General features: G+C 71.8%; 8 protein-coding genes. 1 reads left to right on the top strand and 7 read right to left on the bottom strand.

Annotated features, from left to right (window positions below; genetic code table 11):
* From EYA84_RS26810 to EYA84_RS26780, 7 genes are all read right to left on the bottom strand, one after another.
* Positions 1-429: hypothetical protein (locus tag EYA84_RS26810; RefSeq protein WP_131056494.1), on the bottom strand; the 429-nt coding region annotated here is incomplete at its 3' end.
* A 69-nt stretch (positions 430-498) separates the two neighbouring features.
* On the bottom strand, positions 499-894 hold the full coding sequence (locus tag EYA84_RS26805; RefSeq protein ID WP_131056492.1) for a Fur family transcriptional regulator: 396 nt from the start codon (positions 892-894) through the stop codon (positions 499-501).
* 67 nt (positions 895-961) lie between these two features.
* On the bottom strand, positions 962-1,261 hold the full coding sequence (locus EYA84_RS26800) for a helix-turn-helix transcriptional regulator (protein ID WP_131056490.1): 300 nt from the start codon (positions 1,259-1,261) through the stop codon (positions 962-964).
* Between the two features lie 37 nt (positions 1,262-1,298).
* Positions 1,299-2,168 (bottom strand): metal ABC transporter permease, encoded by an 870-nt coding sequence (locus tag EYA84_RS26795; RefSeq protein ID WP_131056488.1) that lies wholly within the window; start codon positions 2,166-2,168, stop codon positions 1,299-1,301.
* The gene (locus EYA84_RS26790) at positions 2,165-2,929 is read right to left on the bottom strand and encodes a metal ABC transporter ATP-binding protein (RefSeq protein ID WP_131056486.1); all 765 of its coding nucleotides are present in this window, start codon (positions 2,927-2,929) and stop codon (positions 2,165-2,167) included. Before EYA84_RS26790 ends, EYA84_RS26795 begins: the two co-directional genes overlap by 4 nt.
* Positions 2,926-3,954, bottom strand: coding sequence for a metal ABC transporter substrate-binding protein (locus EYA84_RS26785; RefSeq protein WP_131056484.1), 1,029 nt, complete (start codon positions 3,952-3,954; stop codon positions 2,926-2,928). The genes EYA84_RS26790 and EYA84_RS26785 overlap by 4 nt, the downstream gene beginning before the upstream one ends.
* A 54-nt stretch (positions 3,955-4,008) precedes the next feature.
* Positions 4,009-4,266, bottom strand: a complete 258-nt coding sequence (locus EYA84_RS26780; RefSeq protein WP_131056482.1) for a hypothetical protein — start codon at positions 4,264-4,266, stop codon at positions 4,009-4,011.
* A gap of 29 nt (positions 4,267-4,295) precedes the next feature.
* Here EYA84_RS26780 and EYA84_RS26775 point away from each other — a divergent pair, with 29 nt between their 5' ends.
* On the top strand, positions 4,296-4,637 hold the full coding sequence (locus tag EYA84_RS26775; RefSeq protein WP_131056481.1) for an antibiotic biosynthesis monooxygenase: 342 nt from the start codon (positions 4,296-4,298) through the stop codon (positions 4,635-4,637).
* The last annotated feature ends 126 nt before the right edge of the window (positions 4,638-4,763 follow it).

Here is a 4,763-nt window from a genome sequence, read left to right as displayed (position 1 = left end):
GGCCAGAGCCGCTGCCGAGGCGGCCCGCCGCATCCAGCGCACCCGCAGTGGCAGCCAGCCGAACAGCACCAACCCCAGCGGGACCACCAGCAACCCGACGGCCAGCGCCACCGCCAACTGGTCGACCAGTTCCTGCTGGTCCCGCCCGGCCTCGGCGAGCGAACGGGCCGCGCCGGCCGCCCGCTCGAACGGGCCGGTCAGCTCGTCGCCCACCAACGGCACCCGGCCGACCTTGCCGCCCGCGTCGGCCAGGTTGTCGGCCAGTCCGCCGCCGGCCCCCTCCAGCTTCTGTCCGGGTACGGCCAGCTTCTGCACCAGATCGTGCAGCCAGAGCGCACCCCGAATCGCCACGTACACCCAGGCGACGACGAGCAGATCGGTGAGGAACTGGCGCAGCGCGGTCGGGAAACGATCAGCGTAGATTTTCACGCCGGACAGCGTGCCACGCCCCGGCGCGGCGAGCACTCCCACGGACGCCCGATCGTGCGGCAGGCGGGATCAGCGGGCGCAGTCCGGGCAGGTGCCGAAAATTTCCAGGGTGTGGCTGACGTCGGTGAAGCCGTGCTGGGCGGCCACCCGGTCGGCCCAGTTCTCCACCGTCGGCCCGGCCACCTCCACCGTCCGGCCGCAGGCGCGGCAGACCAGATGGTGGTGGTGCCCCTCGCTGCACCTGCGGTAGAGGTGCTCGCCGCCGGGCGGACGCATCACGTCGATCTCGCCCGCGTCGGCCAGGCCCTGCAACGTCCGGTAGACCGTCGTCAACCCGACCCGCTCGCCGCGTTCACGCAGCATCGCGTGTAGGTCCTGGGCGCTGTGGAAGCCCTCCAACTCGGCCAGCAACGCGCTCACCGCCGACCGCTGGCGGGTGTTGCGGACCACCGCACTCTCGCTCATGCCGTCACTCCGCTTCGCTGCGGTCCGGCATTTGTGCTGGGCCTGATGATTCGCTCGCGTGGCTCGCTCATGATTCCTCCCCGGCATGGCTGACCGCGTCGGCGACGATGTGCGCGACATGCTCGTCGACCAGGGCGTACGCGATCTCCCGGCCCCGCCGCGAGCCGCGGACCACGCCGGCCCCGCGCAGCACCCGCAGGTGCTGGGAGACCAGCGGTTGCGCGACGCCGAGTTTATCCACCAGCTCGTGCACGCACCGCTCGCCGCCGGCCAGTTCGCTGACGATGGCGAGCCGGATCGGCGCCGAGAGAGCGCGCAGGAGCTCGCTGGCACCCTCGAAGGCGTCATAGCCGGATCCGCTGGTCACCCTGCAACGGTAACCAATACCGAAGCGGAACCCGTGATCAGGACCGGCTGAGCACCACCTCGTGCGGTTCCGGATCGGGTGTGGGTTGCGGCCGGGAGCGGCGGATCCGGCGCCAGGCGGCGGCCAGCAGGGTGACCACCACGAAGGAGGCGATGGCCAGGACCACCACCGACGCGCCCGGTGCGGTGTCGGCGAGCGCCGCCATCCAGATGCCGGCCCCGGCGGCGAACAGGCCCAGTGCCATGGCTGCCGTCATGGTGCTGCGGAAGCCCCGGGTGACCTGCTGGGCGGTGGCCACCGGTACGACCATCAACGCGCTGATCAGCAGGACGCCGACGGCCCGCATGGCGATCGTGACGGTGATCGCGGTGGTGATCGCGAGCAGCAGGTTCAGCGCGCGTACCGGCAGGCCGGAGACCCGGGCGTACTCCTCGTCGTGGCAGACGGCGAAGAGCGCGGGCCGCAGCGCCAGCATCGCGGCCAGCACCGCCACACCGAGCACCGCGATGGTGACCAGGTCGTCGCGGGAGGTCGTGGTCAACGCACCGAAGAGGTACGCGTTGAGGTTGGCGCTGGTGCTGTCGGAGAGCCCCACCAGGACCACGCCACCGGCGATGCCGCCGTAGAAGAGCAGGGCCAGCGCCAGGTCGCCGGAGGTGCGACCGCGTTCGCGGATCAGCTCGATGGCGATCGCCCCGATGGTGGCCGCGATCACCGCCATGATCACGGGCGAGGTCTGGAACAGCAGGCCCGCGCCGACGCCGGTGAGCGCCACGTGCCCGATGCCGTCGCCGATCAGCGCGAGTCGTCGCTGCACTAGGTAGATGCCGAGCGCCGGGGCGGCCAGCCCGATGATCAGCGCGCCGATCAAAGCGCGCATCATGAATTCGTACTGGAAGAGACTCACCTTGTGCTCCACATGCCGGCGGGCTCCTCGGGGCCGTGCGGATGCACGTGGTCGTGGTCGGGCTCCGCGTGGTGCCCGGCCGGGTCCGGGACCGCGCCGTCGTGCGCGATCTGCCCCTGGTGTACGACGATCGCGCGACTGATCAGCGGCCGGAGCGGGCCCAGTTCGTGCGCGACGAGCAGGACGGTGCCGCCGTCGTCGACGAAGCCGCGCAGCGCCCCGGCGAACGCCTCCTGGCTGGCCGCGTCCACCCCCGCCGTCGGTTCGTCGAGCACCAGCAGTTCCGGGCGTCCGGCCAGGGCCCGGGCGATCAGGGTGCGTTGTTGCTGCCCGCCGGAGAGCGTGGCCACCGGGTCCTTCGCCCGGTCGGCCAGGCCCACGGCGCGCAACGCCTCCGCCACCGCCTCCCGGTCGACCCGCCCCGGCGGACGCAGGATGCCCCGGCGGGCCAGTCGGCCGGAGGCGACCACCTCGGCCACGGTGGCCGGTACGCCGCTGCCCGCGCCGAGCCGCTGGGGCACGTAGCCGAGCCGCTGCCACTGTCGGAACCGGCGTACCCGCTGGCCGAAGAGGGTGATCGAGCCGGCGGTGAGCGGGACGAGCCCGAGCACGGCGCGGATCAGGGTGGACTTGCCGGAGCCGTTGGCGCCGAGGACCGCGACCACCTCGCCGGTGGTCACGGTCAGGGATACGTCGCGGAGCACGGGGCGGCCGTCGTAGCCGACCACCCCGTGCTCCACGGTGATGACGTCAGGTGTCACGAGCAGCTCAACGCCGTCCTCAGGGTCTGCAGATTGGTGCGCATCACCGAAAGGTAGTCGCCGCCGTTGTCGGCGGACAGGCCTTCGATCGGATCGAGCACCGCGGTCTGGGCACCGACCTCCTTGGCGATGGTCTCGGCGACCTTCGGGCTGACGAGAGTCTCGAAGAAGATCGTGGTGGCGCCGTGCTCCCGCGCCTCCTCGGTGACCTCGGCCAGCCGCTGCGGCGACGGCTCGTCCTCCGGGGAGAGCCCGGTGATGCCGATCTGCTCCAGCTGGTACTTCTGCGCGAGGTACCCGAACGCGGTGTGGCTGACCACGATCTCCCGCCGCTGGCAGGTCTTCAGGCCCTCGCTGAACTCGGTGTCCAGCTTCTCCAACTCGGTACGCAGGGCGGTGGCCCGCCGGGTGTACTCGCCGGCCCGGTCCGGGTCGACGGCGCCGAAGCGCTCGGCCAGCTTGTCGCCGATGGTGGCCAGCCGGGTCGGGTCCAGCCAGACGTGCGGGTCCTTGGCGCCGTCCGAGGTCTCCTCGGCGTGCTTCGCCTCCTCCGCCGGCTTCTTCTCCTCGTCGTGGTCGTGACCGTGGTCGTCGTCCTCGTGACCGTGGTCGTCGTCGCCGTGGCTGTGGGTGTGGCCACCGGCGGCGGCGTCGAGCAGCGGCTCCACGGTCGCCACGTCGAACGCGCGGTCACCGCCGTTCTGGTCGATCGCCTCGTCCACCGCGGGCTGGAAGCCGTGCAGGAAGATGATCAGCTCCGCCTCGCTGATCTGACCGACCTGCCCCGGGTTCAGCTCCAGGTCGTGCGGCTCGGCACCGGGGCGGGCCAGGTTCGTCACCGCCACCGCGTCGCCGCCGACCTGCTCGGCGAGGAACTGCAACGGGTAGAACCCGGCCACCACGTCGATCCGGTTCGGGTCGGCGCCGGCCGGGCTGTCCTCGGTCGAGCAGGCGGTGACGCCACCCAGGGCGAGCAGGGCGGCCGTGGCGGTGGCCAGAGCGCGCGGAGCGGTGCGGTAGGTCATGACACCGACTCTCCGCGACAACGACAATGATTGTCAAAAACGCATGAGTGCATGTCAGAGCAGCTTCACCAGACCGACGGTGACCAGCAGGGTGAGCGCGACGAGCCGGATCGCCCGGGTCGGCGGAGTCTGCACCTGCCAGGTCGTCACCAGCAGTGCGGCCAGCGCGGCGGCGATCGTCAAGGTCAACAGCCCGCCGATCACCCCCGGGACGAAGAACGCGGCCAGCATCAGGAACAGGGTGATCAGGAACACCGTCGTGGGGTTGGCCCGGGCCAGCCGCTCGTGGATCCCGCGCTGCGTACGCTGCATCCCACAGACTCTACGAGGAGGGGGAGCCGGTGCTGGTGACCAACCGGTTCGTGGTCGAGGAAGACGCCGCCGAGGACTTCGCCGGTCGGGCCCACGCGGCCCTCGCCGCGCTCGCAGCCCGGCCCGGCTACCTGCGGGGACAGGTCGTCCGGGCACTGGACGACCCGCGCCACTGGTGCCTGGTCACCGAGTGGGAGTCGGTCGGCACATACCGGCGGGCGCTGGGCGGTTTCGACGTCAAGGTCACCGCCGTCCCGCTGCTCGCCGAGAGCATCGACGAGCCGTCCGCGTACGAGGCGTTGGCGACCGCGGCACCCGGCGGGGACGTGGTGGTGGTCGCCAGCGATCGAGCTGCGGGTCCTTACCGGTGAGCCGCCGGGCACTACGCTGGCTTCCATGACCGCTCCCGGACCGGCAGCCCCACCACCGCACCAGCCGCTGCCCGGCCAGCAGGGACCTCAGGCCCCGGGCGACCCCGGCTGGCCGCCGGCCCCGTC

The organism is Verrucosispora sp. SN26_14.1 (genome assembly GCF_004307965.1).
GTDB lineage: Bacteria > Actinomycetota > Actinomycetes > Mycobacteriales > Micromonosporaceae > Micromonospora.
This window is presented reverse-complemented; position numbering and strand designations above follow the sequence as displayed.